Genomic DNA, 26,805 nt, shown 5'->3' with positions numbered 1-26,805 from the left:
AGCGGAGCCGCCCTCGAGCGAGCGGTCCCCGTCGCTTTTGTGCGCTCCCGTCGACGCGTCCCCATGGTCTCGCGAGCCCTCCTCCTCGGAACCGGCCGGTCCCCGAAACGCGCGCTCGGCGCGGTCGCGGCCGCGTTCGCCGCCGCGTCGCTCCTCGTCGCCCTCCCGTGGGAGCCGATGCGGACCGCCGGGCGGTACCCGATCTGGGCCGCCCTCGTCGCGGTCGGCCTCGCGGGCGCCGGGTACGCCGGTCGGCACCGCGGCGGCCTCGTCGCGGGGTGGGGAGCGACGTTCCTCGCGACGATCTGGATCTACGTGATCCCGCCGCTCGCGGCGGTCGTTCGCGGCGATACGCTCGACGCCGGCGGCTACGCGGTTCCGCGACCGTCGATCGTCGCGCTGAGTCCGCGCGCCGAACTGCTGACCGGACTTCGGATCGGCCCGGTCGTCGCGCTCGCGATAGCGCTCACGGTCGGGAGCGCGGCGTTCGCGCTGGGGGTGGCACTGCGGCGTCGCTCGGAGGGAACCGGCGGTCCGTGACGACCCGCGCTACTCGAACGCCTTCACGCCCAGCGCGGAGGCCGAAGCGCCGCCGATCACCATCGGCAGCCAGTAGACCGCGCCGCGGAACACGAGGACCGCGGCGGTGATCGCGGACGCGGCGACCCCGGTCGTGGGGACGAGCAGGCCGACGAGCGCGGCCTCGATGCCGCCGAGGCCGCCGGGCAGGGGCGTCGCGCCCGCCACGTACGACAGGGGGACGACGAAGACCGGGATCAGCGGCGAGATCGGGTGGCCGACCGCGGCGAACGCGGCCGTGAGCGCGGCCGCCTGGAAGAGCCAGCCGAGGAGCGAGAGCGCGACGATCCCGAGGAGCCGCGGGCGGTCGGTGCCGACGCGCTCGATGTCGGCGAAGAAGTTCCCCAGCCGGTCCGCGAGCCCGGCCTCGATCGTCTCGGCGTCAAAGCGGTCGAACCGGCCGAGGAACGGCCCGAGCGCGCCCGGAACGCGGTCGACGACCGCCACGCGGTAGCGCCAGACGAACGCGATCGCCGAGACGATGGCGGCGATCAGCGCGACCGCGCTCGCGACGGCGAACCCGACGCGGTCGCCGACCGCGGTGGTCGCCGCGTACGACCCCACGCCGAGGAACACGAGGGACACCGAGGGGACGACGTTGAGCACGTCGACGCTCGCGATGCCGACGAGCCCCGTCTCGTAGCGCGCCTCTCCCACCTTCGAGATGAGGGCCGCGGCGACCGGCTCGCCGCCCGCCTGCCCGAACGGGGTGACGTTGTTCGCGAAGGCGGCGCCGCTGTAGACCAAAAAGGCGGTCCGGACCGACATCTCGACGTCGAGCGCGCCCAACACGGCGCGCAGCATGAGGCTCCACGCCGCGAGCCAACAGAGGCCGAGACCGGCGGTCAGGGCGACGAGGACCGGGTCCGCGGCGGCGAGCGCGTCGACGACGCGATCGACCCCGACGACGACGAAAAGCACCGCGAGGAGGAGGACGGCGCCGCCCGCCCCCAAGATTAGCGCGCGCCGTTGTGGGCCTTCCATAGGCAGGGTGGCGCCGTAGCGAACTTGAAACGTCTGCTTCGCGTCCGTCGGGCGAAGGCCGCCTCCCGGGACTGCGTTCCTTCGACGGCCCCCGCGGTGCCGGGCCGAGAATGAGAATACATACGTACCGCCGGGCCGACGGCCCACCCAATGGAAGATCAGCGGTTCCTCGAGTCGGAGTGGGACTACTGCCTGGTTCTCGACGCGTGCCGGTACGACGTGTTCGCGGACGTGTACGACGAGTACCTCGACGGCACGCTCGAGAAGCGGAAGAGCGTCGGCTCCTCGACGCCGGAGTGGGCCTACCGCACGTTCACCGACGACCACGACATCGCGTACTTCTCCGGGAACCCATTCATCAACGATCTCGGGATCCCGCTGAACGAGCTGAAGTGGGGCGCGAGCTGCGACTACGAGTGGACGGCCTCCGAGCACATCAGCGACATCCACGACGTCTGGAAGACCGACTGGGACGACGACCTCGGGACCGTCCCGCCGGAGGGGCTCGCGGACGCGTTTCACCGCAACCAGGACGCGGTCGAGCGCGCCGACCGCACCGTCCTCCACTACATGCAGCCGCACGCTCCCTACCTCTCCCGCGGGAAGGGACAGAAGCTCAAGCAGATCCAGAAGGGGATCAGAGAGCAGGGGGAAGAAGAGGGGAGCGACGGCGGCGACGACGACGGCGGCCTGCTCACCTCGCTCAGCGACACCGTCCGCCCGAAGATCGAGAGCCGGCTGGACGACAGCGAGTTCGCGCAGAAGGCCGGCCTGTGGCTCGAACTCGACCCGAAGGACCTCGTGAAGGACGGCACGCGCGTGACCGCGCTGTCGATGTACGAGGAGAACCTCCGGATCGCCTTAGAGAGCGTCTCGGAGCTCGTCGAGGAGCTCGACGGCGACGTGGTCGTCACCGCCGACCACGGCGAGGCGTTCGGCGAGGAGGGCGTCTGGGAGCACCACATCGAGACGTACATCCCCGCGCTGATGGAGGTCCCGTGGCTGGAAGTCGAGTGACCGGCCGCGAGGGGTCCCGAGACGCGAGCGCCGCGCGGCCGCGAGCGCCGCTCCACCGATGAAGGTCAGCCACTACTTCGAGTTCGAGGAGCACGTCACCGGCGGCATGGCGGCGTCCGTCGACCACCAGCGGAAGATGTTCGACCGGGCCGGGATCGAGTACACCACCGAGCCGACGCTGGACGCCGACGTGCTCCATCTGAACCTGATGGGGCCGCGCTCGGTCTGGTACGCGCGCCGCGCCCGGAAGGCGGGCGTCCCGGTGGTCGCGCACACCCACGTCACCGCCGAGGACTTCGGCGACAGCTTCCGGTTCACGAACGCGCTCGCGCGGCCGCTGAAGCCGTACCTCCGCCGCGCGTACGGGCTCGCCGACCGGCTCGTCTGTCCCTCCGAGTACAACCGCGACGTGATCGAGGGGTACACCGACGCGCCGACCACGGTGATCTCGAACGGCGTCGACCGGGAGAAGCTCGACGGGTTCGAGGCGCTGGAAGCCGAGTACCGCGAGCGCTACGAACTCGACTCGCCGACGGTGTTCATGGTCGGTCACGTGATCAAGCGGAAAGGGTTGGAGACGTTCGTCGAGACCGCCCACCGAACCCCCGACGTGGACTTCGCGTGGTTCGGCCACATCGACCGCTCGCTGAAGGGTCGCGAGACGAAGCGGCTCGTCGACGAGGCGCCGTCGAACTGCACGTTCACGGGGTTCATCGAAGACATCCGCGGCGCGTACGCCGCGGGGGACGTGTTCTGTTTCCCGACCCACGAGGAGAACGAGGGGATCGCGCTGCTGGAGGCGATGGCGGCCGGAAAGCCGGTCGTCGTCCGCGACATCGAGACGTTCTCGTGGCTGGAGGACGGCGAGGACTGCCTGAAGGTGGGCGACCGCGACGACGGGGAGGCCGGGACGGGCGACCGGGACGACCGCGCTCGCGGCGACGACGTGGAGGGGTTCGTCGAGGCCATCGACGAACTCCGGGACCCGGACCGGCGGGCGGAACTCGGCGCGAACGCCGCCGAACGCAGCGAGGCGTTCTCCCTGTCGGCGATCGCCGAGCGCTACCGGGACCTGTACGCGGATCTGGTCTGAGTATCGGTGGCATTCGTCCGTGAGTAACGAGATATGAACGAAGATCTATTCGTCCGGGTGGTCGGCAGCGGCGTGACGATTGCGATTCTGCTCGTCGCGGGTACGGCGGGCGCGCTGCTGGGCGACGACCCGGACGCGATGTTCGCTTGGGCGATGGGCTGTACGGTCACCCTCTCGACGGGTGCGATCGCAGCCATCTATCGATTCGGGGACGGGCTGGATTCGATATAGTGGAGTGGCGTTCATCCGCTGCGAATTTTGACGCCGCGTCCCGCGGTCATCCAGTTGGATTCGAATATTCCAGCGTACGTCTCCGATAACCCACGTCCGTTCTCTCGATACCGACCCCGTCGATCCCCCGTTTCGGTGGCGTTTTCCCGGTATTGGGCGGTCGAGAGCGGGGATCTGTTAGTATGGGATTCTCGACGGGGGCTCTGAGCCGACAATCTTGCGAAAACCGCAGTTGGTATGTCCGCCCATTGATTCCGTAGAGCCAAATGACTCGAGTGAGCGTTATCGGCTGCGGCAACATGGGGGGTGCCCTGCTCAGAGGGCTCTCCCGCGTTGAGGGGTACCACCTGACGGCGATCGACCTCGACCCCGAGGCGCTCGCCGCGATCGAAGACGCCGCCGACGAGACGACCGAGGACGTGGCGGCGGCGCGCGACGCCGACATCGTCGTCCTCGCGGTGAAGCCCGACGTGGCGCCGGCGGTCCTCGACGACCTCGACCTCCGCGCCGACCAGCAGCTGGTGACGCTGGCCGCGGGCCTCCCCCGCGAGTTCGTCGCCGAGCGGACCGAGGCCCCCGTCGTCCGGATCATGCCCAACCTCGCGGCGGAGACCGGCGACATGGCCGCGGCCGCGACGAACGAGGGCCTCACCGACGAGGTCCGCGCGATGCTCGACGCAGTCGGCGAGTTCGTCGAGGTCGACGAGTCGCTGATGCACGTCTCGACCGCGGTCAACGGCAGCGGCCCCGCCTTCGCGTTCTACCTGATCGACGCGATGAAGCAGGGCGGTATCGACAGCGGGCTCGACCCCGAGCAGGCGGAGACGCTGGCCGCCCAGACGTTCAAGGGGGCCGCCGAGACGGTGTTGCGCGACGACCGGAGCGTCGACGAGCTCATCGACGCGGTCTGCTCGCCCAACGGGACGACGATCGAGGGGATGGAAGTGCTGTGGGACAGCGAGGCCGACGCGGCGGTCGAAGACGCCGTCGCGGCCGCGGAGCGCCGGTCCCGCGAGCTCGCCGAGGCGTTCGACGATGCCTGAGGACGCGGGCCTCGAGCGGGTCGGCGCGACCGACGGCGAGCGGGTCGAAGCCGCGCGACGGGCGGCGGCCGCGGCCGACCGCGTGATCGTCAAGGCGGGGACGAACTCCCTGACCGACGAGGACTCCCGGCTCGACCGCGTGAAGCTCGACAAGCTCGTCGCCGACGTGATGGACCTCCGCGAGCGCGGCACGGAGGTCGTGTTGGTCTCCTCGGGGGCGGTCGGCGCCGGCACGGGCCGGCTCGACGAGGGGCCTGAGTCGCGCGACGGCGTCGACTCGATCGTCGAGAATCAGGCGCTCTCGACGGTCGGCCAGGGTCTGTTGATGCGGCACTACACGCAGAGCTTCGAGCGGTTCGACCAGGACGTCGCCCAGATACTGGTGACGGGGACGGACCTCGACGCGCCCGAGCGGTTCGACAACTTCACGAACACCGTCGAGACGCTGCTGTCGTGGGGGGTCGTCCCGGTCGTCAACGAGAACGACGCGGTGGCGACCGACGAGCTGCGGATCGGCGACAACGACATGCTGTCGGCGTCGATCGCGATCGGGCTCGACGCCGACCTCCTCGTGACGCTCACCGACGTCGACGGCGTCTACACCGGGAACCCGAAGCGAGACGACGACGCGGAGCTGATCGAGGCGGTCGACGACGGGTACGAGCGGCTGCGGGAGATCGTCGGCGACGGCACCGAGACGGACTTCGGCGGGATCCGCACGAAGGTGGAGGGCGCTCACGACGTGAGCCGCCACGGGATCCCCGCGATCATCGCGGGCTCGGCCGAGCGCGACGTGCTGGAGCGGATCGCAGCGGGTAAGCCGACGGGCACGCTATTCGTGCCGAAGACTGGTGACGACGATGAGTGAGACAGACGCCGACACGGGAAGCGACGTTGAGGCCGACACGGACGAGCTGGCCCGCCGGGCCGAGCGCGCCGCCCTCCGCCTTGCGAACGCGGACGAGGCGACCCGGAACGAGGCGCTCCGGTCGATCGCCGACGCGATCCGCGACCGCGAGGCCGAGATCCTCGAGGCGAACGCGGTCGACGTCGAGGAGGCCGAGGCGATGCTCGCGGACGGCGAGTACACGCAGGCCCTGGTCGACCGGCTGAAGCTGGACGAGGCGAAGATCGAGGATATCGCGTCGATGGTCGAGGCGGTCGCCGAACAGGACGACCCGCTCGGCGAGACGCTGGCGGCGCGCGAACTCGACGAGGGCCTCGAGCTGTACCGGGTCGCGGTGCCGATCGGCGTCGTCGCGACGGTGTTCGAGTCGCGGCCCGACGCCCTGGTTCAGATCGCGGCGCTCGCGCTGAAGTCCGGCAACGCCGTCGTCCTCAAGGGCGGCAGCGAGGCGAGCGAGTCGAACCGGATCCTCCACGAGGCGATCGTCGAGGCGACCGCCGATCTCCCGGACGGGTGGGCCGCGCTCGTCGAGGCCCACGAGGAGGTCGACCGCCTGCTCGAGCTCGACGACCGGGTCGACCTGGTGATGCCGCGCGGCTCCTCGGAGTTCGTCTCATACATCCAGGCGAACACCCAGATACCCGTGTTGGGCCACACCGAGGGGATCTGTCACGTGTACGTCGACGCGGACGCCGACCTGTCGATGGCAGAGGACGTGGCCTTCGACGCGAAGGTCCAGTACCCGGCGGTGTGCAACGCCGTCGAGACGCTGCTCGTCCACGAGTCCGTCGCCGACGCCGTCCTCCCTGACCTCGTCGCGCGCTACGAGGCGGCGGGCGTCGAACTGCGCGGCGACGAGCGGACGCGCGAGGTCGTCGACGTCGGCCCCGCGACCGACGACGACTGGGACACGGAGTACGGGGACCTCGAACTGTCGATCAAGGTCGTCGACGACGCCTACGACGCGATCGAACACGTCAACGAGCACGGCTCGAAGCATACGGAGTCGATCCTCACCGAGGACGCCGAGACCGCCGAGGCGTTCATGACGGGCGTCGACGCCGCGAGCGTCTTCCACAACGCGTCGACGCGGTTCGCGGACGGCTACCGCTACGGGCTCGGCGCCGAGGTCGGCATCTCCACCGGGAAGATCCACGCCCGCGGTCCGGTGGGATTGGACGGGCTCACGACGTACAAGTACTACCTCGAAGGAGACGGCCACCTCGTCGCGAGCTACAGCGGCGAGGACGCGCTCCCCTTCACGCACCGCGACCTCGACGGCGCCGAGTGGACGCCGGGCGGGAGGTAGCCGGGGCCGACCCCCGGGCCCGACCGGCTTCAGCCCTGAAGGAGGTTTAGCACCTCGTCGGCGACGTCGGGCTCGACGGCGACGACGTAGCGCTCGCCCGGGGTCAGCGACGTGTCTGAGCCGGCGATCCGGTGGCCGTCGGCGTCGGAGACGACCAGAGCTCCCGCCGGGAAGCGGACCTCGGTGAGCGACTTCCCCGCGGCCGGCGCCCCCTCTGCGACCCGAATGAGCATGATGTCGAGGTCCCCCGTCACGTCGGCCAGCGTCTGAACGTCGCTGCCGAGGACCTCGTTCGCCGCCACCCGGGCACCGGCCCGCTCGGGGAACAGCACGGCGTCGACGAACCGCGTGTACGCCTCGCCGGCGGCCCGGTCGATGCGCGCGACCGTCCGGATCTCCGGAGCCAGCTCCGACGCGGCCAGACAGACGGCGAGGTTCAGTCCGGTCTCCCCCGTGAGCGCCGCGATCGCGTCCGCCCGCTCGATCCCCGCCTGTTCGATGATGTCCGGGTTCGTCGCGTCGCCCCGTATCACCGTCGCGACGTACTCGTCGGCGATTTCGGAGACGATCCGCTCGTCGCGCTCGATGATCGTCACCTCGTGGCCGCGCTCCGCGAGGATCTCCGCCGTCTGAAAGCCGACGCGTCCGCCGCCCGCGATCACGATGTTGAGTGCGCTTGGCATTGGTTCAGTCCTCCGTCTCCGGGGTGATGTCGGTGTCGGCGACCGCCGGTCCCGCCTCCGGCTCCGCGCGAATCCTGTTGAGCGTGAGGTACGCGACGACGCCGAGCAGGATCCACCCGGCGCTGAGCGCCAACGCCAACGGGTCCGTCCGCAGCAGGTATTCGACGAGCACGCCGGTCAGGACCAGGTTGAGCGCGATGCCGATCAGCGGCGGGGCCGGGTAGAACGGCATCTCGTAGGGACGGTGCATGTTGGGCCGCTCGCGGCGCAGCCTGATCGCGGCCACGTTGACGATGACGAACGACAGCAGGAAGAAGAGGCTCGACATGTTGCCGGCGCTCTGGGTCGGCAGCGCGACGGAACCGAGCATCACCACCGCGCTGGCGAGGATCGCGACGAACGGCGTTCCGTACCGGTGGTGGATCTGGCCGAACGAGGGGAGCAGCTGTCCCTCGCGCCCCATTGAGAACGCGACCCGCGAGGAGGCGATCACGACCGCGTTCAGCGCGGTCAGCGTCGAGAACACCGCGCCGAAGACGACGAGCGCGCCGCCGTTCTGGATGATCGGGAGCCCGGTCGGCATGAAGGAGGTCGCCGCCGTGGCGATCCCCGCCTCTCCGGCGTCGGCAAGTCCCTCCGCCCCGAGCGTCCCGACCGCGACTGCCACGACGGCCAGGTAGACGACCACGGTCACCGCCAGGCTCGCGAAGATCGCCTTCGGGATGTTCTCGCGGGGGTTTTTCACCTCCTCCGTGACGGTGGTAATGAGGTCGTACCCCTCGAAGGCGATGAACGTGAGCCCCATCGCCGGCAGCACGGCGGCGGCGCCGCTCCCTTCGGGGAACAGCGGCTGGAACTCGGCGCCGGAGAACATCGGCGAGGCCAGTCCGAAGGCGACGAACACAACCAGAATTGTCACCTTGATTATCGTGAACACCGTCTCGGCTTTTCCGCTGGCGGCAGTGGAGACGGCGTTGAGCGCTACGAGCCCGAACACTGCGACGAACGCCAGCAGAAAGCCGGCCGAAAGCGTCGCGTCGACGACCGGTAAGGTAACAGCGCCGACCTCCTGCGGCGGGCGGACGAACCCGTACACGTGGAGCAGTTCGAGGAAGTTCGGGGCGAACCCGAGGGCGTACAGCGCGCCCGCGATCATGTAGGCGAACCAGAGCATCCACCCCATGATGAACGACGAGAGGTCGTCGAATATCTCGCGGACGAACGCGTACCCGCCGCCGCTCTTCGGGATCGAACTGGCGAGTTCGGCGTACGAGAGCCCCGTGAACGCGGTGACGACGCCGTTCAGGGCGAAGACGATGATCGCCGCCGGACCGGCTATCTCGGCAGCCAACCCGGTCAACACGAAGATCCCCGCGCCGATCATCGCTCCCATGCCGATCATCGTCGCGTCGAGCAGCCCCAGTTCCGCCTCCGGGGACCGAGTTTGACTCCCGCTCATCCGTTCGGTTCTGCGTGTCCCGCGTCGTCCATCGTACGCTCCCACCCATCTGATTTAATCACTTTATTTTCGGGGAGAATTTTCCAGTCGTAGGAATCGTGACGGGGGGTGATAACCCGCTGTTCGAGGATACCTCGTCGGAATCGACGTTCCGAACCGATAGGAACTCCGGGGCGGATTAAAGACGCCACGCGCCGAGGCGCGGCACGATGACCCAAACGAAGCGGTTCGTTATCGCCGGCGGGGGGCGAGTCGGACTACAGACCGCGGAGAACCTCACCGAACAGGGTCACGAGGTCTTGCTGATCGAGAGCGACGAGGACCGGGTCGAGGAGCTCTCCGACGCATATCTCGGCCCGGTGATCCACGGCGACGCCACGAGCCAGTCGATCCTCAGGCAGGCGGACTTACCCGACGCCGACGCCATCGCCGCGCTCACCGACAAGACAGAAACGAACACGGAGATCTGTATGACGGCTCACTACCTCGCGCCGTCGATCCGCACGCTGGCCAGGTCTGAGACCCGGACCGAGCAGGAACACGACGAGGTGGTCGATGCCACGCTCCTCCCGCAGTCGCTCAGTGGCGACCACGCGGCGGACATGCTCACGGGCGAGGAGATTCGAACGCTGGTGTTCCCCACCGCGGATCTCGACATCGTCGAGCTGACGGTCGCCGAGTCGGCTCCCGTGGCGGGCCACAGACTCGACGAGGTAGCGCTCCCGTCCGGCAGTCTCCTCATCTCCACGTCGGATCGGGAGGCCCTCGCCGGCCCCGAGACGATGCTGCAGCCGTCGGAGCAGTACATTCTCGCCGTCGAGTCGGACGTCGTCGACGAAGTGGTGAACCTCTTTCGCGGATGAGTGTCGCCGAGGCCGCCACGGACGACCGAAGCGGCCTCACTCTGCGTCTCGTGGCTGTGCGTGATCTCGCACCGCTTGCCGATTTCTATATAGCGATATGAGATACATGGGTTTGAATCCAAACAGAATTGCGTTGTAGAACAGACAACGCAATTCGGACTCGGCTCGAAAACGCGGGACCACTTCGGAATAATTACCCCCGCAGCTTCCGCATCGACGCCCATGGTCGACTCCGACTGGGGAGACTGGCTGCCGCGCGCGGTCGCGGACGCCGACCCCGACACCGTGGCGCTGTGGTACCTGGGCTGTAACGGATTCGCGATCAAGGGGAGCGAGGGGACGGTCCTCTGGATCGACCCGTACGTCGGCACCGGCGACCCGCCGCGGACGATCCGCATGGTTCCGATCCCGTTCGATCCCGCGGACGTCGAGGCCGCCGACGCCGTGCTGGCCACCCACGAGCACACGGACCACGTTCACGGTCCGTCGCAGGCGCCGATCTTAGAGAACACCGACGCCGACCTCGTCGCACCCGACGACTCGCTCGCGGTCGCGCGCGAGGAGGAGCGCTGGACCGAGGAGTACGCGGTGAGCGAGGCGGCCTTCACCGAGGTTCGGGAGGGCGACGAGCTGCGGATCGGCGAGTTCACCGTTCACGTGGTGGAGACGCGCGACGCCGACGCCACCCATCCCGTCGGCTACGTGATCGAACACGACGCCGGCACGGTGTTCCACGCCGGCGACAGCAAGCCCTCGCCGTCCTTTACGGGCCTCGCAGATCGGTTCGACATCGACCTCGGCATCCTCGCGTTCGGCTCCGAGGGCACGGTTCCCGACAAGGCGACGGGCGAGCCGGTCCAGACGAAGTGGTACAGCGACGAAAACGAGATCGCGACGGCCGCGAACGACCTCGGGCTCGACCGGCTGGTGCCGACCCACTGGGACATGTGGAAGGGGCTGACCGCCGACCCGACCGCGCTCCACGACCACGTCCGGAGCTACGAGTCGCCGGAGCGGTTGGAGATAGTCGAGATCGGCGACCGGCTCGACCTGTAATCTGGAGCCGAGCGGGCGTTTTCGCGACGTTTCGGTTATCAACCACGAAACGCGGCCCGTGGAATTTAAGCCCCTGCTCCGGGACGTGCGGATATGAGCGAACGGACGGCGGAGGCGGCCACGACCGTCGACGAGGACGGGATCCGCGTCGAGAAATCCTTCACGGACGACGCGTTCCCCGTGCCCGCGGTGATGTACACCCTCTCTTCGCACCGCGAAGACCCGGTACGGGTACGTATCGTCGACCGGATCCCGGAGTCGTTCCCGATGGACCGGGTCGGGTTCCACCCGGAGTACGAGAGCGAGAACTGGACGGCGTACAAGGACCACCGCGTGGAGTTCGAGCGCGTGATCGATCCCGACGAGAGCGTGGAGACGGTGTTCGGAATCCGCGACGACGACCCCGACCTCGACGGGTTCCTCGGGACGCCGGTGATCGAACACGTCCCGGTCGGCGAGGAGATAGAGGACGTCCTCGGCGCCGGCGACACGGACGCGGTACGGGAGGTGCTCTCCGGCGACCGCGCGACGCTCCCCGGCATGGCGGAGGACGACGAGCTGCTGCCGGACGATCCGGTCGAAGAACCCGCCGAGCCGTCTGAAACCGAGAAGAGAGACGTTGAACCCGACGAATCAGCGGAAGCCGGAGACGAGCCGGAAGTCGACGCGGAATCCGACGACGGCGACGAGCCGGAGCTCGAGGCTCCAGAACCTCGTGCGGTCGACGAGGGAACGGCAGCCGTGACCGCGCACGAGGGAGGGCCGATCGGTACCGCGGCGACGGAGACCGACACCGAACCCGAACCGGCGGCCGACGAGGCGTCCGAGGAACCGGCTGAAGCCGACGAGACGGCCGTAGAAGAGGTTCTCGACGACGGAGCGGCGGACGAGGAACCAGCCGACGAGACCGACGAGCCCGCGACGCTGCCCGGCGAGGGCGGCCTCGCGGCGGCGCTGGCGGCCGAGATCAGGTCTGGGGCGGCCGACGAAGAGGATATCGAGACGATCGAAGGGGCGTTCGAGGGCGGCGTGCCGCGCAGCGTCGACGTGCGGATCGCCCGCCTCCAGTCGAGCGTGGCCGACATCGAGGCGTACGCCGACGCGCTCGCCGAATTCATCGACGGGGAGGGGACGGCGCGGGAGATCCTCGACGGGATCGACGAACGCGTCGACGACGTCGAGTCCGAGGTCGACGCCCTCGACGACCGCCTCGACGCGGCTGCCGACGAGCGCGAGTCGATATCGTCGGACGTCGACCGCGTCGACTCCGCGGTCGACTCCGCCACCGAGGCGGTGGACGCGGTCGACGGGCGGGTGGACGCCGTCGAAGAGGACGTCGAGGCTGTCGAAGGCGACGTTCACGGCGTTGAAGCGGACGTGCGGGCGGTCGAAGACGATGTCGCGTCCGTCGACGAGGCCGTCGAGTCGGTTCAGAGTGCCGTCTCGACCGTCGAGACCGACGTCGACGACCTCGCCGCCGACGTCGATCGGGTCGAGGGGCAGGCCGACGCGGTCGAAGACGCGGTCGACGACCTGGGCGACGACGTCGAGACGCTGTACGAGGAAGTCGACAGGGCGGCCGAGCGCGCCGAGAACGCCGAGGAACGGGCCGAAGGGGCCGAGGAGCGCGCCGCCGACGCGGCGGAGCGCGTCGACGACGTCGAGGCCGGGCTCGACCGCTTCGACGAGGAGTTCGACGACCTGTGGGACGACCTCGCGGAGGTCGACACGCGGCTCACCGACATCGAGGACCGCCTCGGCGAGGATCTCGACGACGTGGCGGCCGAGCTGGACGAGATCAACGACCACCTCGACGAGCTCGACGAGTTCCGCTCGCGCCTCAACGAAGCTTTCGGCCCCTAAATCGACGTTTTTCGACGAGATACGGCCGACGTGAAACGGCTCCGTCGGCCTCGATCAAGCCGGTTCAAAACGCAACCCGTTTTACGCGCGCGGCCGCAGATTGGTCAATGACTGATCCGGTTCCGGTCGCCGTCCCTCGCAAGGGTCGCCCGCTCGAAGCGGTCTTAGAGCGGATCGCGGCCGTCGCAAGCGACGAGCGTCTCGACCGGCTCGCGGACAGCGTGAGCAACACGCTCCGATACGAGAAGGCCGTCACGAAGGGGTCGGTCGACGCCGAGGCGGGCCCCTACGACCGGCTCGCCGAGTACTCGGACCCGACGACGACGGCAGAGCCGGAGTTCACGCTGATGCGCGACGACCGGAACGGGAAGCCGCGACGGATCGTCTTCGACGCCGCGACGGTCGATCTGGGCGACGTGACGGTCAAGCTCGTCGGTCGCGAGGAGCCGTTCCGCGCGCTTCGAACCCACGAGTTCGCGCTCGGATTCGACTCCGCCGACCTCGTCTTAGAGGAGGTGGTCGGGATTCGAGACACCGGGCTCGGCAACATCTCGGACATCAACGACCGGATCGACCCGGTCGACACCGACGTGCGCGTCGTGACCGGGCTCGGAGACACGGTGTACCACACCCTGATGGGCCGCGAGGACCGGCGGGCACCGAACACGACGTTCGACCGCGCGTACCTCGCCGACTACGAGGGGCCGCTGTGTATTTCCCCGCGCTACGAGCGGTTGGTCACCGCGGTGTTGGGTACCGACGCGCTCGACGGGGTCGAGTTCGTCTATCCCGCCGCGGACGAGGAGGAGGAGGCCGCGATCGCCCGGGTCGGCCTCGGCGTGTACCTCACGGTTACCGGCTCCACGGCGCGCGAGCACGGCCTCTCCGTCGGCGAACACCTCTTCCCCAGCGAGACAGTCCTGATGCGTAACGCGGCCGAGACGGACGATTCCGTCTCTCGGGTCCTCCGGGCGCTCGATCGCGAAACGACCGACTCCGAGATCCGCGTGTGACTCTCCGTATCGTATAGCGGCATAGAATATACGTGTGCGAGTCAGGCCGAATTCTTCCCTCGATTCGGAGCCACAATACGACACGAGTCGCGGTGCCCGACCGAGAGCCCCTCAAACGATCTGTTCCGCGTCGTCGTCGGACGACGAGAACAACAGGGCCGTACTCCGGCCACAGATGGTGGGCAACCGGGCTTCGCGAGGATCCATCCGCGTCTCCCGGGAGGAATCTCGGCGGGCGATGGGTTCCTAAAACATATCCGGATATCTGTACCCAAAAACCGCTGCCGATAGTGCTACAAATACGGATAAGTATTTCACAGCGCGGAATATAGAGTACCACTTACCGAGATAAGGTCACTTATCCGTAAATCTGGGATAGATTGAAGTCGAGGCCGTGAGAACCCTCGTCCGAGAGCTATGGGAGGCGATCGACAGTCGGTGAAGACGTACGTGCCGACGGAACAGAAGGACGTCTGGCGCGACCACGCCGACGAGCTCGACATGTCGTTAAGCGAGTTCGTCAGAACGATGGTACAGGCCGGACGCAGGGGCTTCGCGCCGGACGACACCGGCGACAGCGAGGAAGCCGCTTCCGCGGGCGCTGACCCAGGGGGTCACGACCTCGAAAGGGGCGTCCGGGCGGCTCTCGAATCGGGACCCCGTTCGTGGGACGAACTCGTCGAGGCCGTGGTCGGCGACGTGGAGGACGAACTGGAGGCGACGCTCGACGAGCTTCAGGAGCGCAACCGCGTTCGGTACAGCGGCCGGGAAGGAGGGTACGTGTTGACCGATGAGTAGCGCGCGCGCCGACCCCGACCCCGACGACCCGGTCGGGTACTTCCTCGAGGACCTCACCTATCACGGGAAGACCGACCGGACCAGAGAGGCGTACGAACGCGTCCTCCGGCGGTTCGAGGAGTTCCTCGACGCTACGGACCCGAAGGCGGCGACGCACCGCGACTGTATGTCGTTCGTACACTCGCTGCGGGGGGACGTCACCGACAGCACGGTCGCGACGTACGCGGCGTACCTCCACCGGTTCTACGGGTACATGACGGAGGTTGGCGCCTTCGACGGCAATCCGATGACGCTGGTGATGGAGGAGATGGACGAGACCGTCGACAAGGACCCGGCGCGTCGCGACGTCTCGATCCCGGCGATGCGGTCGTTCGTCGCCGGGATCCGTCACCCGCTCCACCGCGCGGTCGTGGTCACCCTCCTGAAGACCGGAATGCGGGTCGGCGAGCTGTGTAACCTCGATCTACGAGACCTGGCGGTCACCGATCCGGACCTCGAAGCGGCGTACTCGCTCGGGGGCCGGCCGGCGCTGTCCGAGCGGCCGGACTCGATATTCGTGACCGCCGAGGCGACCGTCGGCGAGGAGCTGAACGGGGAGGTTCGAACGGCCGCGAACAAGCGGAAGCGCGGGACCGTGATCCCGGTCGACGACGAGCTCCGTCGGACGCTGAAGGCGTGGCTCGCCGTTCGGCCGGATTCGCCGTCGCCCGCGGAGCCGCTGTTCGTCGGTACTGCGGAAGGGTGGGGCGAGCGGCTCCGACCAGAGGCTGTCAGACACGTCGTTGAGCGCCACGCCCGCGAGGAGGGGTGGTATCGGACCGGCGGCGGCGCCGACGAGAACGTCACGCCCCACTACTTCCGACACTTCTTCACGACGCACCTCCGGGACCGGACGGGCGACCGCGGCGTGGTGAAGTACCTCCGCGGCGACGTCGCCGACGACGTGATCGACACCTACACCCACAACTGGGGGGATCAGGTGCGAGAGGTTTACGAGGCGAACGTATACCGGCTTTTCCCGTGACGCAGTCGAACTCGGTCGATTAGACGGCGACTCATTCTGTTCGAGAGCGTGCGAGTAAACTGTATGTCGCTATATCGAAACCCGCGGTCTTCCTCGTCACGCCGGGGCCATCGCACACAGCAGTGGTGAGATCTCTCCGCCACAGCCGAAGGTGCGGGAATCAGCGGCTCGGTCGACCGCTCGCGCTGATCTTGAGCGAATTGGACGGGTGTACTCGAACATCGTGTCACTCATGTGTCGCGAAAACGGTGAGGAAACGACGATGGCGCTCCTCAGAGTGACCGCCCTCACCGGCCTCTCGGTAGCCGTCGGGACGGCGGTCACAGCCCTCCTCTGTGTCGGGCCTCGACAGCTGTCTCGCGCGACGAACGACCTCGGCGGCCGCGCTCGCGAGGTCGCCCCGTACCTCGCGGCGGCGCTGGGGTTATTAGCGGTCAAACAGCTCACCCAGGGGTACCGCATTCGGCTCTCCCGCGCGCTCGACTGGCGCATCACCGGCGAGCTGTACGCGATCGAGGGAGAGTTCGTGGCCGCGCTTCAGCGCGCGACGCCGGATGCGACGCTCGAACCCTTCTCGGTGGCGTACATGCTCGGGTTCGCGGTCCTCCTCGTCGCCGGGCCGACGGTGTACTTCCTCGCCGGAGCGGGCGGACGGCGACACCTGAAGGAACTGCTCGTCGCCTACATGCTGAACTACGCGGTCGGAACCCTCTGTTACACGCTGTTCATCGGGTACGGGCCGCGCAAGTACCTCGACTCGGTCGACGGGCTGATGTACCAGTTCTACCCGGAGACGCAGGAGCTCACCGCCGCGGTCGCGTCGAACACGAACGTCTTCCCGTCGCTCCACGCCTCGCTCTCGGTGGCGGTGGCCGCCGTCGCGTGGCGCTCCCGGCGCCGGTTCCCGCGGTGGGCCGGGATTTCGGGCACCCTCGCCGCCGCCGTCGTCTACTCGACGATGTTCCTCGGGATCCACTGGGCGACTGACGTCGTCGTCGGCGCCGTCCTCGGCGCGGGTTCGGCGACGGTCGGGGCGCGGATCGTGACCCGCGTCGAGCGGCGGTCGACCGACGGAGATCCCGAACCCCTCGACGGCCCGTCGGCGGATCGAAAGCCGAAGGCGGGCGACGACTGATCGAAGCGGCGAATCGGTCCGGTCGACCGTTGACCGATCGGGCCGCTGCGCGCGCCCCCAGAGCCGCCGCTCGCGAGCCGGGGAGAGCGAAGAAGCCGGTCGCTCGGGGTCGACCGAGCGCTACTCCTCGTCGAGCAGGCTCTCGACGAGGTCCTCCGGGTCGAACAGCGTGATGTCGTCGTACCCCTGTCCGGTGCCGAGGAAGAGGATCGGCTTCCCGGTGACGTACGCGACCGAGATGGCCGCGCCGCCCGAGGAGTCGGCGTCCGCCTTCGTCAATATCGCGCCGTCGATCGCGGCGGCGTCGTCGAACTCCTTCGCGCGGTTGACCGCGTCCTGGCCCGCGACCGCCTCGTCGACGAACAGCGTCATGTCCGGGTCGACGACGCGGTCGATCTTCTCCAGCTGGGCCATCAGATCGTCGCTCGTGTGGAGCCGGCCCGCCGTGTCGCCGAGAACGACGTCGATGTCGTTCGCCTCCGCGTACTCGACGCCGTCGTAGATGACGGCCGCCGGGTCGCCGCCCTGGTCGTGGCTGATCAGGTCGCGGCCGAGCCGGTCGGCGTGCTCGCGGATCTGCTCGTTGGCCCCCGCGCGGTAGGTGTCGCCGTTCGCGAGGACGGAGGAGTAGCCGCGGTCGGCGAGCCACTCCGAGAGCTTCGCGATGCTCGTCGTCTTTCCGACGCCGTTGACGCCGGTGAAGACGATGGTGACCGGCTTGTCGGCCTCCGCGATCCGCTGTTCGAAGTCGAACTGGCCGACCGCGATCACGTCGAGGAGTGCGTCGTGAAGCGCCGACTCGACGAGCTCGCCCGTCGTCTCGACCTGCTTTCGCGACTCGCCGAGCATGCTCTCGCGGACGCTGTCGAGGATCTGCTCGGCGACGCTCATCTCCACGTCGCTCTCGAGCAACGCCATCTCGAGGTTCCACAGCGGCTCCTCGAGGTCCTCTTCCTCGATGATGATCCGGCCGGTCGCGAACGCCTTCGCGCGCTGGAAGGTGCTCGGCTCGTCGTCGTTCGACGACGAGTCGCCGTCCGCGGTCGGCTCGTCGGAACCGGTCTCGACCGCTGCGGCGTCACTGTCGTCTCCGACGGGATCGGTCGAGGCGTCGGTCTCGTCGCTCTCGGCGGCCGCCTCGTCGTCGGGCGCCGCTTCGTCCTCACCCTCGGTCGACTCCTCGACGTCCTCGCGGAAGCCGGAGAGCTTGTCTTTCAGTCCGTCGAACACGGTATAGTCTCCGTCTTACTCCCCGTCGCCTTCCTCGGCCTGCTGCATCTGCTGCATCTGCTGTTGCTGCATCTGCTGTTGCATCTGCTGGGCCTGCTGTTCGAGCTCGTCGCTCTCGGACTCGAGCTCCTCGACCTCCTCCTCGGTCTCCTCGATGCGGTCGTCGAGCGCCTCCTGCTTGCGCCGGAGGACGTCGATGGCGTCGTCCTGCTCCTGCTCCGCGGAGTAGTTACCGCCGAGCGAGACGATGACCTCGTCGATGTCCTGGACCTCCGCGCGGAGGTAGGCGCCGCCGCCGAGCGGGACCTGAACGGTCGCGCCCGTGTCGAGCGTCTGGATGGCCTCGATCGCGTCGTCGATGTCGGCCTTCTCCTCGCGGTAGTCCGCGATCTCGGCTTCGAGCGCCTCGATCTCCTCGTCGAGTTCCTGAAGTTCCTGCGAAAGCTGCTGGAGCTGCTGTTGTCCGCCACCCATCATGCCTCGGACACCTCCTCGATGTCGATCTGGGTACGCTTGCGGTTGTGCTGACTCCCGACCGTGGTGTAGATCCGCTCGCGGGCGAGGTCCTCGTTTTCCGCCTCAACGTCCTTCGTGAACGGCTGGTCGCCGTCTCGGCTCTGGAACCGTCCACTCACCGTGTAGGTACTCATGTTCCCCGATCCGGCAGGGACAGGGAAGTATCTTCCTAAAAAGGGACAGGCGGCGAGACTGCCGGGGTCGGAACGGATCGGCCTCGAAGGACGGCGGAGCGGTCTCGGTGCGCGGCCTTTTACCCCGAGAGATCCGCGCGGCGGAACCGAACGACGGCGAGGGCGACGAGGACGGTCGTCGCCGCGAGCAGGACCGCCGCGCCCGTGACGTCGTACTCGCCCAACACGAGGACCCCGGAGGGGTCGTAATGCGCCGTCGGGCTGAGGTCTCCCGCCTCGGCGTAGTCGGTGCTCGCGACGACGGACTCGAACATGAACAGCGCGAACAGCGCGCCGAGCGCGACCCGCTGGGCGATCCCCGGCCGCGAGGCGAGCGTCGACACGGCGATCCCGACCGCGACGCAGGTCAGGTGGTACGGGACCGCCAGCGCGTGGACCGCGACGAGCCGTTCGACCGCGATCGTCTCCCCGACCGCGAGGACGCCGACGTACGCGACGACGGGGAGCACGACGTTCAACAGGAGGACGAGCGGGACCAGTCCGAGGAACCGTCCGATCACCACGTCGCGGCGCGCGACCGGCGCCGACAGCGTGAGGTCCATCCGGCCGGAGGCGACGTCACCGGCGATCGTCCCCCCGGCGAGGTACGCGAGGTAGAGCCCGACCAGGAGCAGCCACGCGAACTGGTAGAACTCCACCGCGAGGAACCCCTCGATGGAGGAGATGGCGATGATCCCGAACGCCTCTCGAAACGCCGGCGGGAACGCGTCGACGTACGCGTCGAGGTCGATTCCCGCGGTCGACAACGAGGGGAAGAAGGCTAAGAAGAGCAGCAGGAACGCGGAGAGCAGCCCCGTCACCACGAGCGACCCGCGGGCTCGACCGGTGGCGTCGTACCGCGCGATCGCGAGCCACGGAGCCGGACGATCGCTCATCGGCCCTCACCTCCGGAGCCGACCGCCCCACTTCCCGTCGCGTCGGAACCTGAGCTCTCGCCGCCCCCGCTCCCCGTCGGGCCCGGCACGTCGCCGTCGTAGAACGTCATGAACGCCTCTTCGAGGGGCGCGTCGACGACGTCGAGGTCGAGCACGGTGTAGCCGGAGAGCAGGTCGATCAGGTCGTCGTATTCGCCGGTCCACGTGAACGAGACCGTCTCGCCGACGCGGAGGTTCATGATGCCCCGGACTTCGAAGTCGTCTCGGTCGACGCCCTCCGCGACGCGGAGGCGGACCTGTTTGCCGCCGCGCGACCGGAGGTCCGAGACGGACTCGACCGCGACGAGGTGCCCCTCCCGGAGGACGCCCACGCGGTCACAGAGCGCGGCCACCTCGCCGAGGACGTGCGACGAGAGGAGGACGCTCGCCCCGTCGTCCACGCGTTCGCGCACGAGGGCGGCGAACTCCTCTTGAAGCAGCGGGTCGAGCCCGGAAGTGGGCTCGTCGAGCAGCAGCAGGTCGGGGTCGTGCATGAACGCGGCGACCAGCGCCACCTTCTGTCTGTTCCCCCGCGAGAGGTCGGCGATCCGGCGCGACTCGTCGAGCCCGAACCGGTCGACGAGGTCCTCGCGGCTCGACGCGCCCCGGAGCGCCGCTTGATGGTCGAGAAAGGCCTTCGCTGTGCGGTCGCGGTCGAGTCCGGGGTCGCCGGGGAGGTACCCGGTCCGCTCGCGGGCGCGGCGGGACTCGACGGGGTCCGCCGCGTCGTTCCCGAGCAGGGTCGCGCCGCCGCTCGTCGGCGAGAGGAACCCCAGCAGGGTGCGAATCGCGGTCGTCTTTCCCGCGCCGTTCGGGCCGAGGAAGCCGAACACCTCGCCGTTCTGGACGGCGAAGGAGACGTCCTCAATCCCCCGGACGTCCCCGTAGTACTTGGAGAGGTTGCGACACTCGATAGCGGGCATACCGTTCCCAACTCCGCTGCGGCTCTTAAATGTGGGAGGAGGCGACGGGGAGAAGACGGGCCGCGAGCGGACGGGCTACTCGATGAAGCCGAGCGTCTCCTCGATCCGGCCGAGTTCGGGGCCGGTCGTGTCCTCGCCGACGACGTACCCCTCGTCGGTAGCGACGAGGCCGGAGCCGACGAGCGGCGCGCCGTAGTTGACCGTGCCGAGGTCGGCGCGGACGTCGAGCGCCTCCTCGACCGCCTGAAGTTCCGACTCGGTCGACTGCGGGTGACAGAGCACGCCCGCGTTGTTGGCGACCGCCGCCGTGCCGACCGTCCGGACGTCGCCGAGGTCGCCCCGGGTCACGGGGACCTCGAGGACCTCTTTGATCGTCCGGACCGACTCGCGCGAGAGGTCCGGGTGGACGTACGCGCCGTAGTCGTTCGCGAGGACGACGTTGCCGGCGGCGTTGATCTCGCCCGGCAGTTCGCGCACCGGGGCGCCGGCGGCGTCGGCGATTCGGTCCTTCTCGCGCTCGGTCGCGCGCGAGGAGACGAGCACGCCGTGCTCGTTACCCGTCGCGAGCGCACCGACCGTGTTGGACCTCCCGACCGTCGTCAGCAGCGGCTCCGCGCCGAGTTCCGCCCCGAGGCCCTCGGCGAGTTCCTCGTCGACGTCCGGCCGGACCAGCAGGATGTCGTCGACGGCGCGGGCGAACACGCCCACGTACGACGAGCCGGTGAAGGTCGCCCGTAACACGTTACTCGGCGTGTTCGGCCTCGACGACCGGTTCGCCGTCCTCGACGAACCGAGCCGCGCGGACCCGCACCGTGCTGGGCGGGTTCTGTCGCCCGTTCTCCCAGACGGCCTCGTTGACGGAGCCGTCGATGATCACGTCGCCCTCGTCGACGGAGAAGTGCTTGGCGAGGTGCTGTCGCGTGATCTTCATGGCGTAGTCGGCGCGCTGCTGGACGGGCTTCTCTTTGGCGTCGCGGAGCGGGACGGTGACGACGCGCTCCTCGAAGTCGTTCGTCGACATTTACTCGTCCAGGTCGTTCCGGCGCCAGTTGCGCCGCTTGGGGTTTCGCGTCACGTTCATGTCCGTCTTCATCATGACCCACGCGGGGACGCGGGTGTTCTGGCGCTCCGCCTTCGCCAGACGCTTCTTTTGAGCCTTCGACTTGTCTCCCATAGTGGCGCACACTTTCCGCGGAGCGCATAAAACCCCTTCCATACGGGGTCGCGCGAGGCGGCCGCGAACCGTCGCTCGACCGCCGCGCCGCGCGCGCAGGAACCCCGGTTCCGACTGCTACAGTTCCCGCTCGGCGATCCCGGTATAAATCCGGTAACAGCGGTCGAGGACGTCCAGACTCGCGCTCTCGGTGTCGGTGTGCGCCTCCCCCGGCTCCGAGGCGCCACAGACGAGGCAGTCGGTGCCCGCTTGCGCGAGCCACCCCGCGTCGGTCGCGTGCGGCTTGGTGACGTGTTCGGGCGCGTCGAGGCCGCGCCGGTCGTGGACCGAGCTGGCAACGTCGAGCGCGGCGTCGGCGAACGCCGCGTCGCCGCAGGCCATCGGCGGGAGGTCCTGATCGACGACGAGCTCGACGCCCGACGTCGCGTCGGCGACGCCCGCGAGGTCGGCGCGGCCGCCGGGGACCGTGCGCTCGTCGACCGTCGCCTCGCAGCGCTCCGGGATGACGTTCCACGTCTCGCCGCCGTCGACGATCGTGACCGCGAGCGACCCCGACACGTCGTTGCCGAGGACCGTCGCGTCGGGCACGTCGAGGTCGCGGACCGCGTCGATGGCGTCGCAGGCGCGGTAGATGGCGTTCTCGCCCGCCTCCGGCTCCGAGGCGTGCGCGGCCTCCCCGCGGGCGACGAGCCGCGATCCGCGGCGTCCGCGGTGGGCGACGACGACGTCCGTGACGCCGGGCTTCGAGTAGTTCGTCGACCCCTCCGCGACGACGGCTCGGTCCGGCGCGAACCCGGCGTCGATGGCGTGGCGCGCGCCCTCGCCGCCGACCTCCTCGCCGACGAACGAGGCGAAGACCAGCTCCCGGCCCTCCGGCGGCGTCGCGTCCCGGAAGGCGCACATTGCGGCCGCGACCGACCCCTTCATGTCGGCCGTTCCGCGGCCGTAGATCCGGCCGTCGCGGCGCTCGACGACGTAGTCGCCGTCGAGTCCGTCCCCGGTCGTCTGCTCGGGCGCCGGCGGGACCACGTCGTGGTGACCGACGAAGGCGAGCGAGTCGGCGTCCGGGTCGTCGGTCGCGCCCGCGAACGCGAGCACGTTTCCGGCGTCGTCGCGCTCGACCGTCGCGTCCGTCTCCGCGCGCAGCCACTCCTCGACGGCGTCGCCCGCGGCCGTCTCGTCCTCGTGGGAGGGGATCGAGACGAGCCGCTCGGTCAGGTCCGCGAGTTCGTCCATGCCACCAGTGGCGGGCGTCACCGCTTAAGCGCGTCCCTCGGGGCCGCTCGCGACGGTGGGGAGAACCCGGGTCGCTATCTCACGTGGTGAACAACTCGGTGTCGTCGGGCACCGCGAACAGCCCGAGGCGCACGCCGGCGTCGAGCCAGCCGTAGCCGTACGAGTAGGACGCGAGCGCGTTCACCGGGTCGCCGGCCTCGCGGAAGTGGCGCCCGTCGTCGAGGTACGACTCGGCCATCTCGGTCACGTCCGCGGCGGCCTCGCCCAGCGGCGTGTCGGCCGGAGGGCGGGGCTCCGCGACCGCCAGCGCGTCCGCGAGCATCCGCTCGTAACGGTCGGTCTTCTCCTCTAAGTCGGCGGCCATACGCGAGTGTCCCGGCGGGCGGACAAAAAGGGCGGCGGGGTGGCGAGATTTATGTTCGGCGCGAACCGGAGACGACACGATGCCCTCCGACGGATCGCCGAGGCCCGACCGCGGCCCGTCGCGCCCGCTCGACCCCACGAGCCGCGGGGCGCTCGCGCTCGTCGTCGCGACGAACCTCCTCCCCCTCGCCGGCGTCGTCGCGTTCGGCTGGCGCGTCGGCGAACTGCTCGCGGTGTACTGGATCGAGGTTGCCGCCCTCGTCCTCGCTCACGCCGCCGCCGCGATGTTCGCGGAGCGACCGATCGTCTTGGAGGACCGCTCGTTCTACATCACCGGCTACGACGAGGACGCGGAGCGCGACGAGGTGTGGGAAAGCGACCCGACTCCGATTCGCCTCGTCTCGTGGCTCCCGCCGATCTACCGGCGGAACTTCCGCGTCGTCCGTCGGTCGCTGGGCGTGTTCGCGTTTCTGCTGTTCCCGCTGGTCCCGGTGGGGTGGGACGCGCTGTCGTATCTCACGCCCACGGTCGGACTCGCGGCGCTCGGCGTCTGCGGCGCGCAGGTCGCGGAGGTCCGCCGGGAGTTCTTCGCCGAGCGGGCGTACGAGGAGCGGTCGCCGTACATGGTCGTCGAGGCGGCCCAGCGCGTCGTCTTCTTCTACTTCGTCATCGGAATGCTCACCGTCGTCCCGGTCACCGTCGGCGTCTTCGTCGTCGAGGCGGCCCTCGCTCCCGGGCTGCTCGACCGCGTCGCCGACGCGTTCGGCGTCGGGGCCGTCCTCCTCCCGTACCTCCTCCCGATCACGCTGGCGAAGGCGGTCGTCGAGTGGGGCCGGCGTCGGGCCGCCCGCGAGGACGACCCGGACGGGATCGCGACGTGGTTCACCGGCGAGGACCCGCGCCGCGAGTGGAAGAAGGCGGAGGAGTCCGCCGGCGAGGGGTGACCCGCGGATCGGGAGCGCCGAAAGCGCAACGCCGATACGCTCGGCCGCGAAACGGGCCCTCATGTACGAGGCCGTTCACGCCTACCCCGACGGGGAGGCGACCGTCGCGCGCCACGCCGCGACCGCCGCCCGGCACGGCTACGACGGGATCGTGGTGCGGACGCGCGACGCGCTGGATCCGGCCGTCGACGGGGAAAATTCGGCCGGTAACGGCGGATCGGCCGCCGCCGACACTGACGAGAGTCCCGTCCGCGACCCGCAGGCCCTCCGCGAGGAGTACGGGATCGACGTCGTCGACGCGGTCGAGATCGACGCCGACGACCCCACGAGCGCCTCCGGCGCGGTCGGGAACTACCGCTCCGACCGGACCGCGGTCTGCGTCGTCGGGGGCGACGACGCCCTGAACCGGTTCGCGGTCGAGCAGGCTCGCGTCGACGCCCTCGTCCGCCCGATGGCGGGAGGCGGCGACTTCAACCACGTCCTCGCGAAGGCGGCGCGCGACAACGGGGTCCGCGTCGAGTTCGACTTCGGCCCGGCGCTGCGCGCGACCGGCGGGAAGCGCGTCCGGGCGCTGGCGGACCTCCGGAAGCTCCGCGAGATCGTCTCCCACTACGACGCGCCGTACGTCGTGAGCGCGAACGCGCGCTCGCACCTCGAACTCCGGGCGCCCCGCGAACTGGTCGCGGTCGGCGAGGCGGTCGGGTTCGACGCCGAGTTCGTCCGCGAGGGGCTCCGTGCGTGGGGCGACCTCGTCGAGCGTAACCGCGACCGCCGCTCCGAGGGCTTCATAGAGCCGGGGGTCCGACGTGGCAGGTATGAAGAAGACGGTTGAGGAACACGCCGAGCGGTTCTCCGAGAAGGCGGCGGCGTACGACGACTCGAAGAGCGAGGAGTACCACGCCTGCGCGAGCCTCGTGATCGACCACGCGGCGCCCGAGGTCGACGACGTGGTCCTCGACCTGGGCGCCGGCACCGGCGCCATCGCGCTCCCGGTCGCCGAGGACGCCGAGCGCGTCCTCGCGCGCGACATCAGCGAGGGGATGATGGAGGAGGGGCGTCGGAAGGCCGAAGAGCGCGGGCTCGACAACGTCGAGTTCGCGTACGGCGAGTTCCGCGACCCCGGCCTCGACCCGGACCAGCGCGTCGACGTCGTCACCTCGAACTTCGCGCTCCACCACCTCGCGGACGACGAGAAGCGCGAGGCGATCGGCGTGATGGCCGACACGGGAACACGCCGGATCGTCCTCGGCGACGTCGCCTTCTTCGAGGAGCCGGACCCGGAGGCGCCGTTCTACAGCCCCGAGGTCGACGACCCCGCGACGGTCGGGACGCTGGTCGAGGCGTTCACCGACGAGGGGTTCGCGGTGACCGCGGTCGAGCGCGTCCACGACCAGGTGGCGGTGATCGTCGCGGAGCGGATCCGGGAGCTCCCGGCGTGATCGCCCCGTGAAACACCTCCCGAAGCACCTCCGGCCGCGGTGGCGCTACCTCGCGGTCGGGATCGAGTCGCGGGCGGAGTCATCGATCCGGCGGCGGGCGTTCCAGCGCGCGCTGTGGTACAGCGCCGGCAACCTCCTCGGGGACGCGGGCAGCGCCGACGCCGACCTCACGCTCCTGTCGTTCGCGCACGCGGACGGGACCGGGGAGGCCGTCGTCCGCGTCAGACACGGGCACGTCGACGACGCGCGCGCCGCGATAGCCTGCGTGAGCGAGGTCGACGACGAGCCGGTCGGAATCCTCGTCAGGGGGATTTCGGGGACGGTGCGTGCCTGTGAGGAAAGATATATGGGTCGCGCGACCCCCAGTTCGACACAGCGAGACGTCGCGTTCGAGGGCGCCGAGCGGCCCGCGGTCGTGCGCGGAGACGCGTGCGACGTGCGGGTCGAGTCGGGCCGCGTCGGCGCGACGACGTTCGATACCGAGTGATATCATGCAGGGCCAATCCCAACAACAGGCGTACGACCGCGGCATCACAATCTTCTCTCCGGACGGCCGACTCTACCAGGTCGAGTACGCCCGGGAGGCGGTGAAACGAGGGACGGCGAGCGTCGGGATCCGCGCCGAGGACGGGGTCGTCCTCGCGGCCGACAAGCGCGCCCGCTCCCCCCTCATGGAGCCCGAGAGCATCGAGAAGCTCCACAAGGCCGACGACCACGTCGGCGTCGCGAGCGCGGGCCACGTCGCCGACGCCCGCCAGCTGATCGACCTCGCGCGCCGCCAGTCGCAGGGGAACCGCCTGCGCTACGGCGAGCCA

General features: G+C 69.3%; 31 protein-coding genes and 1 pseudogene. 19 read left to right on the top strand and 13 right to left on the bottom strand.

The window, feature by feature from the left end; translation table 11 throughout:
- Positions 1-63: 63 nt before the first annotated feature.
- Positions 64-540, top strand: a complete 477-nt coding sequence (locus C470_RS01650; protein WP_008364783.1) for a hypothetical protein — start codon at positions 64-66, stop codon at positions 538-540.
- A 9-nt stretch (positions 541-549) separates the two neighbouring features.
- Here C470_RS01650 and C470_RS01645 read toward each other — a convergent pair whose 3' ends face one another.
- Entirely contained in the window at positions 550-1,563 is a 1,014-nt protein-coding gene (locus C470_RS01645; protein ID WP_049908508.1) for a lysylphosphatidylglycerol synthase transmembrane domain-containing protein, read from the bottom strand.
- 150 nt (positions 1,564-1,713) lie between these two features.
- Here C470_RS01645 and C470_RS01640 point away from each other — a divergent pair, with 150 nt between their 5' ends.
- From C470_RS01640 to C470_RS01615, 6 genes are all read left to right on the top strand, one after another.
- Entirely contained in the window at positions 1,714-2,580 is an 867-nt protein-coding gene (locus C470_RS01640; RefSeq protein ID WP_008364779.1) for a hypothetical protein, read from the top strand.
- A 58-nt stretch (positions 2,581-2,638) separates the two neighbouring features.
- The gene (locus C470_RS01635) at positions 2,639-3,673 is read left to right on the top strand and encodes a glycosyltransferase family 4 protein (RefSeq protein ID WP_008364777.1); all 1,035 of its coding nucleotides are present in this window, start codon (positions 2,639-2,641) and stop codon (positions 3,671-3,673) included.
- A gap of 33 nt (positions 3,674-3,706) precedes the next feature.
- Positions 3,707-3,904, top strand: a complete 198-nt coding sequence (locus C470_RS01630) for a hypothetical protein (RefSeq protein ID WP_008364775.1) — start codon at positions 3,707-3,709, stop codon at positions 3,902-3,904.
- A gap of 266 nt (positions 3,905-4,170) precedes the next feature.
- Positions 4,171-4,947, top strand: a complete 777-nt coding sequence (gene proC, locus C470_RS01625; RefSeq protein WP_080505958.1) for a pyrroline-5-carboxylate reductase — start codon at positions 4,171-4,173, stop codon at positions 4,945-4,947.
- Positions 4,940-5,815, top strand: a complete 876-nt coding sequence (proB, locus tag C470_RS01620) for a glutamate 5-kinase (RefSeq protein ID WP_008364773.1) — start codon at positions 4,940-4,942, stop codon at positions 5,813-5,815. The genes proC and proB overlap by 8 nt, the downstream gene beginning before the upstream one ends.
- Positions 5,799-7,163 (top strand): glutamate-5-semialdehyde dehydrogenase, encoded by a 1,365-nt coding sequence (locus C470_RS01615; RefSeq protein WP_008364772.1) that lies wholly within the window; start codon positions 5,799-5,801, stop codon positions 7,161-7,163. The genes proB and C470_RS01615 overlap by 17 nt, the downstream gene beginning before the upstream one ends.
- A 29-nt stretch (positions 7,164-7,192) precedes the next feature.
- Here the strand turns inward: C470_RS01615 and C470_RS01610 are convergent, their stop codons facing one another.
- Both C470_RS01610 and C470_RS01605 read right to left on the bottom strand, forming a co-directional pair.
- On the bottom strand, positions 7,193-7,846 hold the full coding sequence (locus tag C470_RS01610; protein WP_008364771.1) for a potassium channel family protein: 654 nt from the start codon (positions 7,844-7,846) through the stop codon (positions 7,193-7,195).
- A gap of 4 nt (positions 7,847-7,850) precedes the next feature.
- Positions 7,851-9,305: an APC family permease gene (locus C470_RS01605; RefSeq protein ID WP_008364768.1), complete on the bottom strand. Its 1,455-nt coding sequence runs from the start codon at positions 9,303-9,305 to the stop codon at positions 7,851-7,853.
- Positions 9,306-9,514: 209 nt separating this feature from the next.
- On the opposite strand from C470_RS01605, the gene C470_RS01600 reads away from it, so the two are divergent.
- The 7 genes from C470_RS01600 to C470_RS01570 all read left to right on the top strand — a co-directional run bounded on the left by C470_RS01600 (position 9,515) and on the right by C470_RS01570 (position 17,057).
- Positions 9,515-10,168, top strand: a complete 654-nt coding sequence (locus C470_RS01600; RefSeq protein ID WP_008364766.1) for a potassium channel family protein — start codon at positions 9,515-9,517, stop codon at positions 10,166-10,168.
- A 222-nt stretch (positions 10,169-10,390) separates the two neighbouring features.
- Complete coding sequence (locus tag C470_RS01595; protein WP_008364764.1) at positions 10,391-11,224, top strand: MBL fold metallo-hydrolase; 834 nt, start codon at positions 10,391-10,393, stop codon at positions 11,222-11,224.
- 93 nt (positions 11,225-11,317) lie between these two features.
- Complete coding sequence (locus tag C470_RS01590) at positions 11,318-13,087, top strand: alanine-zipper protein (protein WP_008364762.1); 1,770 nt, start codon at positions 11,318-11,320, stop codon at positions 13,085-13,087.
- 107 nt (positions 13,088-13,194) lie between these two features.
- On the top strand, positions 13,195-14,100 hold the full coding sequence (locus tag C470_RS01585) for a hypothetical protein (RefSeq protein WP_007344783.1): 906 nt from the start codon (positions 13,195-13,197) through the stop codon (positions 14,098-14,100).
- 417 nt (positions 14,101-14,517) lie between these two features.
- The gene (locus tag C470_RS01580; RefSeq protein WP_008364760.1) at positions 14,518-14,898 is read left to right on the top strand and encodes a DUF5805 domain-containing protein; all 381 of its coding nucleotides are present in this window, start codon (positions 14,518-14,520) and stop codon (positions 14,896-14,898) included.
- The gene (locus C470_RS01575; protein WP_004595757.1) at positions 14,891-15,922 is read left to right on the top strand and encodes a tyrosine-type recombinase/integrase; all 1,032 of its coding nucleotides are present in this window, start codon (positions 14,891-14,893) and stop codon (positions 15,920-15,922) included. Before C470_RS01580 ends, C470_RS01575 begins: the two co-directional genes overlap by 8 nt.
- 262 nt (positions 15,923-16,184) lie before the next feature.
- A complete protein-coding gene (locus tag C470_RS01570) occupies positions 16,185-17,057 on the top strand; it encodes a phosphatase PAP2 family protein (RefSeq protein ID WP_049908339.1) in 873 nt (290 codons plus the stop codon).
- Positions 17,058-17,177: 120 nt separating this feature from the next.
- Here C470_RS01570 and ftsY read toward each other — a convergent pair whose 3' ends face one another.
- The 10 genes from ftsY to C470_RS01520 form a co-directional block, all read right to left on the bottom strand.
- On the bottom strand, positions 17,178-18,287 hold the full coding sequence (gene ftsY / locus C470_RS01565) for a signal recognition particle-docking protein FtsY (RefSeq protein WP_007344779.1): 1,110 nt from the start codon (positions 18,285-18,287) through the stop codon (positions 17,178-17,180).
- 15 nt (positions 18,288-18,302) lie between these two features.
- The gene (gene pfdA / locus C470_RS01560) at positions 18,303-18,761 is read right to left on the bottom strand and encodes a prefoldin subunit alpha (RefSeq protein ID WP_004595731.1); all 459 of its coding nucleotides are present in this window, start codon (positions 18,759-18,761) and stop codon (positions 18,303-18,305) included.
- Positions 18,761-18,937: a 50S ribosomal protein L18Ae gene (gene rpl18a / locus C470_RS01555; RefSeq protein WP_004595730.1), complete on the bottom strand. Its 177-nt coding sequence runs from the start codon at positions 18,935-18,937 to the stop codon at positions 18,761-18,763. Before rpl18a ends, pfdA begins: the two co-directional genes overlap by 1 nt.
- Positions 18,938-19,056: 119 nt before the next feature.
- A complete protein-coding gene (locus C470_RS01550) occupies positions 19,057-19,872 on the bottom strand; it encodes an ABC transporter permease subunit (RefSeq protein ID WP_004595729.1) in 816 nt (271 codons plus the stop codon).
- Complete coding sequence (locus tag C470_RS01545) at positions 19,869-20,834, bottom strand: ABC transporter ATP-binding protein (protein ID WP_008364753.1); 966 nt, start codon at positions 20,832-20,834, stop codon at positions 19,869-19,871. Before C470_RS01545 ends, C470_RS01550 begins: the two co-directional genes overlap by 4 nt.
- Positions 20,835-20,909: 75 nt before the next feature.
- Positions 20,910-21,575 carry a translation initiation factor IF-6 gene (locus C470_RS01540; RefSeq protein WP_004595727.1) on the bottom strand — a complete coding sequence of 222 codons (666 nt, stop codon included), beginning with the start codon at positions 21,573-21,575 and terminating at the stop codon, positions 20,910-20,912.
- A 1-nt stretch (position 21,576) separates the two neighbouring features.
- Complete coding sequence (locus C470_RS01535; protein WP_004595726.1) at positions 21,577-21,855, bottom strand: 50S ribosomal protein L31e; 279 nt, start codon at positions 21,853-21,855, stop codon at positions 21,577-21,579.
- Positions 21,856-22,008: a 50S ribosomal protein L39e gene (locus C470_RS01530; RefSeq protein WP_004050128.1), complete on the bottom strand. Its 153-nt coding sequence runs from the start codon at positions 22,006-22,008 to the stop codon at positions 21,856-21,858.
- Positions 22,009-22,125: 117 nt separating this feature from the next.
- Positions 22,126-23,244, bottom strand: a complete 1,119-nt coding sequence (locus tag C470_RS01525) for a M20 family metallopeptidase (RefSeq protein WP_008364751.1) — start codon at positions 23,242-23,244, stop codon at positions 22,126-22,128.
- A gap of 79 nt (positions 23,245-23,323) precedes the next feature.
- The gene (locus C470_RS01520; RefSeq protein WP_004595724.1) at positions 23,324-23,608 is read right to left on the bottom strand and encodes a DUF357 domain-containing protein; all 285 of its coding nucleotides are present in this window, start codon (positions 23,606-23,608) and stop codon (positions 23,324-23,326) included.
- A gap of 79 nt (positions 23,609-23,687) precedes the next feature.
- Here C470_RS01520 and C470_RS01515 point away from each other — a divergent pair, with 79 nt between their 5' ends.
- From C470_RS01515 to C470_RS01495, 5 genes and pseudogenes are all read left to right on the top strand, one after another.
- Positions 23,688-24,551 carry a DUF6498-containing protein gene (locus C470_RS01515; RefSeq protein ID WP_008364749.1) on the top strand — a complete coding sequence of 288 codons (864 nt, stop codon included), beginning with the start codon at positions 23,688-23,690 and terminating at the stop codon, positions 24,549-24,551.
- A 61-nt stretch (positions 24,552-24,612) separates the two neighbouring features.
- Positions 24,613-25,383, top strand: coding sequence for an RNase P subunit p30 family protein (locus C470_RS01510; protein WP_008364747.1), 771 nt, complete (start codon positions 24,613-24,615; stop codon positions 25,381-25,383).
- Entirely contained in the window at positions 25,367-25,990 is a 624-nt protein-coding gene (locus tag C470_RS01505) for a class I SAM-dependent methyltransferase (protein WP_008364745.1), read from the top strand. Before C470_RS01510 ends, C470_RS01505 begins: the two co-directional genes overlap by 17 nt.
- Before the next feature lie 7 nt (positions 25,991-25,997).
- Positions 25,998-26,477, top strand: coding sequence for an Rpp14/Pop5 family protein (locus C470_RS01500; RefSeq protein ID WP_008364743.1), 480 nt, complete (start codon positions 25,998-26,000; stop codon positions 26,475-26,477).
- Between the two features lie 4 nt (positions 26,478-26,481).
- Positions 26,482-26,805: pseudogene (locus tag C470_RS01495) on the top strand (proteasome subunit alpha); the annotation flags it as partial.

This window comes from Halorubrum distributum JCM 13561, from assembly GCF_000337395.1.
Taxonomy (GTDB): Archaea; Halobacteriota; Halobacteria; order Halobacteriales; family Haloferacaceae; genus Halorubrum; species Halorubrum distributum.
This window is presented reverse-complemented; position numbering and strand designations above follow the sequence as displayed.

Excerpts from the sequence above, each read along its gene's own strand:
- C470_RS01650 (WP_008364783.1), top strand. The coding sequence starts at position 64 with ATGGTCTCGCGAGCCCTCCTCCTCGGAACCGGCCGGTCCCCGAAACGC.
- C470_RS01645 (WP_049908508.1), bottom strand. The coding sequence starts at position 1,563 with ATGGAAGGCCCACAACGGCGCGCGCTAATCTTGGGGGCGGGCGGCGCC.
- C470_RS01640 (WP_008364779.1), top strand. The coding sequence starts at position 1,714 with ATGGAAGATCAGCGGTTCCTCGAGTCGGAGTGGGACTACTGCCTGGTT.
- C470_RS01635 (WP_008364777.1), top strand. The coding sequence starts at position 2,639 with ATGAAGGTCAGCCACTACTTCGAGTTCGAGGAGCACGTCACCGGCGGC.
- C470_RS01630 (WP_008364775.1), top strand. The coding sequence starts at position 3,707 with ATGAACGAAGATCTATTCGTCCGGGTGGTCGGCAGCGGCGTGACGATT.
- proC (WP_080505958.1), top strand. The coding sequence starts at position 4,171 with ATGACTCGAGTGAGCGTTATCGGCTGCGGCAACATGGGGGGTGCCCTG.
- proB (WP_008364773.1), top strand. The coding sequence starts at position 4,940 with ATGCCTGAGGACGCGGGCCTCGAGCGGGTCGGCGCGACCGACGGCGAG.
- C470_RS01610 (WP_008364771.1), bottom strand. The coding sequence starts at position 7,846 with ATGCCAAGCGCACTCAACATCGTGATCGCGGGCGGCGGACGCGTCGGC.
- C470_RS01605 (WP_008364768.1), bottom strand. The coding sequence starts at position 9,305 with ATGAGCGGGAGTCAAACTCGGTCCCCGGAGGCGGAACTGGGGCTGCTC.
- C470_RS01600 (WP_008364766.1), top strand. The coding sequence starts at position 9,515 with ATGACCCAAACGAAGCGGTTCGTTATCGCCGGCGGGGGGCGAGTCGGA.
- C470_RS01595 (WP_008364764.1), top strand. The coding sequence starts at position 10,391 with ATGGTCGACTCCGACTGGGGAGACTGGCTGCCGCGCGCGGTCGCGGAC.
- C470_RS01590 (WP_008364762.1), top strand. The coding sequence starts at position 11,318 with ATGAGCGAACGGACGGCGGAGGCGGCCACGACCGTCGACGAGGACGGG.
- C470_RS01585 (WP_007344783.1), top strand. The coding sequence starts at position 13,195 with ATGACTGATCCGGTTCCGGTCGCCGTCCCTCGCAAGGGTCGCCCGCTC.
- C470_RS01580 (WP_008364760.1), top strand. The coding sequence starts at position 14,518 with ATGGGAGGCGATCGACAGTCGGTGAAGACGTACGTGCCGACGGAACAG.
- C470_RS01575 (WP_004595757.1), top strand. The coding sequence starts at position 14,891 with ATGAGTAGCGCGCGCGCCGACCCCGACCCCGACGACCCGGTCGGGTAC.
- C470_RS01570 (WP_049908339.1), top strand. The coding sequence starts at position 16,185 with ATGGCGCTCCTCAGAGTGACCGCCCTCACCGGCCTCTCGGTAGCCGTC.
- pfdA (WP_004595731.1), bottom strand. The coding sequence starts at position 18,761 with ATGGGTGGCGGACAACAGCAGCTCCAGCAGCTTTCGCAGGAACTTCAG.
- rpl18a (WP_004595730.1), bottom strand. The coding sequence starts at position 18,937 with ATGAGTACCTACACGGTGAGTGGACGGTTCCAGAGCCGAGACGGCGAC.
- C470_RS01550 (WP_004595729.1), bottom strand. The coding sequence starts at position 19,872 with ATGAGCGATCGTCCGGCTCCGTGGCTCGCGATCGCGCGGTACGACGCC.
- C470_RS01545 (WP_008364753.1), bottom strand. The coding sequence starts at position 20,834 with ATGCCCGCTATCGAGTGTCGCAACCTCTCCAAGTACTACGGGGACGTC.
- C470_RS01535 (WP_004595726.1), bottom strand. The coding sequence starts at position 21,855 with ATGTCGACGAACGACTTCGAGGAGCGCGTCGTCACCGTCCCGCTCCGC.
- C470_RS01530 (WP_004050128.1), bottom strand. The coding sequence starts at position 22,008 with ATGGGAGACAAGTCGAAGGCTCAAAAGAAGCGTCTGGCGAAGGCGGAG.
- C470_RS01525 (WP_008364751.1), bottom strand. The coding sequence starts at position 23,244 with ATGGACGAACTCGCGGACCTGACCGAGCGGCTCGTCTCGATCCCCTCC.
- C470_RS01520 (WP_004595724.1), bottom strand. The coding sequence starts at position 23,608 with ATGGCCGCCGACTTAGAGGAGAAGACCGACCGTTACGAGCGGATGCTC.
- C470_RS01515 (WP_008364749.1), top strand. The coding sequence starts at position 23,688 with ATGCCCTCCGACGGATCGCCGAGGCCCGACCGCGGCCCGTCGCGCCCG.
- C470_RS01510 (WP_008364747.1), top strand. The coding sequence starts at position 24,613 with ATGTACGAGGCCGTTCACGCCTACCCCGACGGGGAGGCGACCGTCGCG.
- C470_RS01505 (WP_008364745.1), top strand. The coding sequence starts at position 25,367 with ATGAAGAAGACGGTTGAGGAACACGCCGAGCGGTTCTCCGAGAAGGCG.